The sequence below is a fragment of the Arthrobacter sp. P1_A5 genome, assembly GCF_056406825.1.
Genome location: NZ_JBFTZL010000262.1, coordinates 1 through 3,841, shown reverse-complemented (window position 1 = coordinate 3,841; position 3,841 = coordinate 1). Strand labels below are relative to the sequence as shown.

Genomic DNA, 3,841 nt, shown 5'->3' with positions numbered 1-3,841 from the left:
GCTCGACCTCGGCGGCCGCGAGGACCTGGTCCAGCGCCTGAGCGAACTCGCCCGCGACGACGCCGCCCCGGCGATCGTCCTGGTCACCCACCACCTCGAAGAAGTGCCGCCGGGCTTCACGCATGCGATGCTCATGCGCGACGGCGGCGTCGTGGCTTCCGGCCCGTTGCCGGAGGTCCTCACGGCGGAAAACCTGAGTGAAACGTTCGGCCTGCCGTTGGACGTCAGCGTCAACGCGGGCCGGTACACCGCGACCGCCAGCCGCTGACGGGGCCGCTGACCGCGCGTGGAGCTCTTCAATAGTGCCCTCATATTCTTCGCCGGCCTGTGGGCGGGCACCATCAACAGCGTCGTCGGATCCGGCACCCTGGTCACGTTCCCGGTGCTGATCGCCTTGGGCTACGCCCCCGTCACGGCCTCCATCAGCAACGCCATGGGGCTCGTGGCCGGCAACGCCACCGGCGCCTGGGGCTACCGGAAAGAACTCGAGGGCCGCGGCAAGCAGCTGCTCCGGCTTCTGCCGGCCTCGCTGCTGGGTGCCGTCACCGGCGCCTATCTGCTGTTGCACCTGCCCGAGAAAGTCTTCTACTACGCCGCCCCCGTCCTGATCGTGCTGGCCCTGCTGATGGTGGTCTTCCAGCCGCGGTTGCAGCGGTGGGTGAGGAACCGCGAGGAGAACCCCGAGCACGCGATCCGGGACCGCCGCCACGGTGTGCTGCTCGTGGTGCTGGTGTATCTCGCCGGCGTCTACGGCGGCTACTTCGTGGCGGCCCAGGGCATCCTGTTAGTCGGCATCCTGGGCGTGTTCATGACCGGGACCATCCAGAACGCCAACGCGATGAAGAACTTCCTGGTCCTGGGCGTGAACGTGGTGGCCGCCGCCTCCTACCTCCTGTTCGCCTTCGACCGGATCGACTGGGGTGTGGTCGGGCTGATCGCCGTGAGCTCCCTGATCGGCGGCGTGATTGGCTCCAGGGTGGGGCGCCGGCTCTCCCCGGCGGTCCTGCGCGGGGTCATCTTCACCCTGGGCCTGGTGGCGCTGGGGTTCATGATCGCCAACCTGTTCAAATAGCCCTTCCAACAGCCTCCCAGGAATGACCTGCCCGTGACCTTTCACTTTCTTGAATCCGCCGACGACCCGCGGGTTGCGGACTACACGCAGCTCACGGACGTGCACCTGCGCAAAATCCGGGAACCCGCGGAGGGGCTGTACATCGCCGAGTCCTCCCGCGTCCTGCGCCGGGCCCTGGCCGCAGGGCACCGGCCGCGGTCCTTCTTCCTGGCCGAGAARTGGGCCGGGGACCTCGCCGATGTCTTCGAGCAGTACCCGGAGGTGCCGGCCTACATCGGCCCCGCGGCTCTGCTGGAGCAAATCACCGGCTTCCACCTGCACCGCGGCGCCATGGCCGCCATGCACCGGCCCGCCCCGGTGCCGCTGGCGGACCTGCTCGCCGGAGCCCGCCGGGTTGCGGTGCTGGAGGACATCGTGGACCACACGAACGTCGGGGCCATTTTCCGCTCGGCCGCGGCCCTGGGCGTGGACGCCGTCCTGGTCTCGCCGCGCTGCGGGGATCCGCTCTACCGCCGCAGCGTGCGGGTCAGCATGGGCACCGTGTTCCAGGTGCCGTGGGCCCGGCTGGAGGACTGGGCGGAAGGCTTGGCCGCGCTGCAGGAGCAAGGCTTCACCGTGGCGGCCATGGAGCTCACGGAGGACGCGGTGGACCTCGACGTGCTCGCGGCGCGCCGCCCGGAGCGGCTGGCCCTGGTGCTTGGGACGGAAGGCGCGGGCATGAGCGAAGGAACCCTGGCCGCCGTCGACCTCGCCGTGAGAATCCCGATGCGCCCGGGCGTCGATTCGCTCAACGTCGCCGCGGCGTCGGCGGTGGCGTTCTGGGAGCTCCGCCCGAAGGACTGAGGCGCCCTGCATCGTGCGGCGGCCGCGCCGCGCTGACGTGCGCCAATGCTGTTCGTCAGCGGTCCGGGGATCGGCTATCATTGATAGCTGGCCGTCCGGTGCTTTCCGCCGGCCATCCCACTCATACCTGGCAACTGGCAAAATCCAGTTGTGCGAACAAAGGTCCAATTATGAAGTCTAATACTCACCCGAAGTACGAAGCTGTTGTTTTCAACGACCTGGCTTCCGGCGTCAAGTTCCTGACCAAGTCCACCGTGTCTTCTTCGAAGACCATCGAGTGGGAAGACGGCAACACCTACCCGGTCATCGACGTCGAAATCTCCTCTGAGTCCCACCCGTTCTACACGGGCAAGCAGCGCATCATGGACTCCGCAGGCCGCGTCGAGCGCTTCAACGCTCGCTTCAAGGGCTTCGGCGGCAAGAAGTAACTTTCTTCCCCAAGGTCTTATGGAAAGCCCGCACCGGCAACGGTGCGGGCTTTCTGCGTCTCTGCTGCCCTTCCGGCTGACCGGGTGACCCGGGTTCCCGGACGCATGCGGCAGGATGGAGGTCATGACATCCCATCCTGCGGCCACCGCTCCCAGCCCCGACGACGACGGCGGCGGCCGTCACCACGGCGAGTACAAGGTCCCGGGCGGCAAGCTCGTGGTCGCCGACTTCGACGTCGTCAACGGCGTCCTGGCCCACGTCTCGCTGAGCGGGGACTTCTTCCTCGAACCCGACGAGGCGCTGCCGGAGATCAACCGGGCGCTCACCGGGTTGCCCGTCGAGACGAGCGCCGCGGACATCGCGGACGCCGTGACGGAGGCGCTGCCCGAAGGCACCGTGCTGTTCGGTTTTTCTGCCGACGCCGTCGCCGTCACCGTCCGCCGCGCCCTGGCGAAGGCCACCGGCTGGGCGGACCACCACTGGAACATCATCGCCCCGTCCGTCCTCCCCACCCACGTCAACGTCGCCCTGGATGAGGTCCTCACCGAGGAAGTCGGCGCCGGGCGGCGCAATCCCACCCTGCGGTTCTGGGACTGGGAGGAGCCCTCCGTGGTGATCGGCAGCTTCCAGTCCGTCCGCAACGAACTCCACCCCGAGGGCGTGGCCCGGCACGGCATCAGCGTGGTCCGGCGGATCAGCGGCGGGGGAGCGATGTTCATGGAGGCCGGGAACTGCATCACCTACTCGCTGTACCTCCCGCAGACCCTCGTGGACGGGATCAGCTTTGCGGACTCCTACCGCTTCCTCGACGCCTGGGTGATGGCGGCCCTGGAAAAGGTCGGCATCAGCGCCTTCTACGTGCCGCTCAATGACATCGCCACCGAGCACGGCAAGATCGGCGGCGCCGCGCAGAAGCGGCTCGCCAACGGCGGCATKCTGCACCATGTCACCATGAGCTACGACATCGACGCCGACAAGATGGTGGAGGTGCTGCGGATCGGCAAGGAGAAACTGTCCGACAAGGGCACCAGGAGCGCCAAGAAGCGCGTGGATCCGCTCCGCCGCCAGACCGGCCTGGCCCGCGCCGAAATCGTTGCGGCGATGATGGACGTCTTCGCCGAACGCTACGGCGCGACCCCGTCCGTCCTCACCGACGCCGAGCTGGAGGCCGCCCGCCGCCGCGTGGAGACCAAGTTTGGCACCGCGGAGTGGCTGCACCGGGTCCCCTAACGGCCAGTTCCATAGCGGCCCGGTCTACCCCATCGATTGCTCTATAGCTGCCGTTTTCGGCCGTCAAAAGGGCCGTTACGGAGCGGTCGATGGTGCCTGGGCCGGTGCCGTCAGAGCCTGCGCCCTGAGGGAACGGTGCAGCTGGCTGCGCTGTTCGATGATGATCCGGCGCAGGGCACGCGGCGCATCAGTGTGGGCGGCCAGCCACTGGTCGGTGCGGACGATCACGGCGTGGGTTTCGGCCGTTTCGCCGTCCAGGTCCTGTAC

The 3,841-nt window shown here is 68.0% G+C and carries 5 protein-coding genes and 1 pseudogene; 5 read left to right on the top strand and 1 reads right to left on the bottom strand.

From position 1 onward, the window contains the following. From AC1D1S_RS19930 to AC1D1S_RS19910, 5 genes and pseudogenes are all read left to right on the top strand, one after another. Positions 1 to 268, top strand: a pseudogene (locus AC1D1S_RS19930) (ABC transporter ATP-binding protein); the annotation flags it as partial. Between the two features lie 18 nt (positions 269 to 286). After that, the gene (locus AC1D1S_RS19925) at positions 287 to 1,072 is read left to right on the top strand and encodes a sulfite exporter TauE/SafE family protein (protein ID WP_243177666.1); all 786 of its coding nucleotides are present in this window, start codon (positions 287 to 289) and stop codon (positions 1,070 to 1,072) included. Positions 1,073 to 1,105: 33 nt separating this feature from the next. Continuing rightward, on the top strand, positions 1,106 to 1,915 hold the full coding sequence (locus AC1D1S_RS19920) for a TrmH family RNA methyltransferase (protein ID WP_476943908.1): 810 nt from the start codon (positions 1,106 to 1,108) through the stop codon (positions 1,913 to 1,915). A gap of 170 nt (positions 1,916 to 2,085) precedes the next feature. Next, positions 2,086 to 2,343 carry a type B 50S ribosomal protein L31 gene (locus AC1D1S_RS19915; RefSeq protein WP_018772953.1) on the top strand — a complete coding sequence of 86 codons (258 nt, stop codon included), beginning with the start codon at positions 2,086 to 2,088 and terminating at the stop codon, positions 2,341 to 2,343. Positions 2,344 to 2,467: 124 nt separating this feature from the next. Beyond that, the gene (locus tag AC1D1S_RS19910; protein ID WP_476995298.1) at positions 2,468 to 3,574 is read left to right on the top strand and encodes a lipoate--protein ligase family protein; all 1,107 of its coding nucleotides are present in this window, start codon (positions 2,468 to 2,470) and stop codon (positions 3,572 to 3,574) included. Positions 3,575 to 3,649: 75 nt separating this feature from the next. On the opposite strand, the gene AC1D1S_RS19905 is transcribed toward AC1D1S_RS19910, so the two are convergent. Then, positions 3,650 to 3,841 (bottom strand): hypothetical protein (locus AC1D1S_RS19905; protein WP_476995297.1); only part of this gene is annotated, 192 nt, incomplete at its 5' end.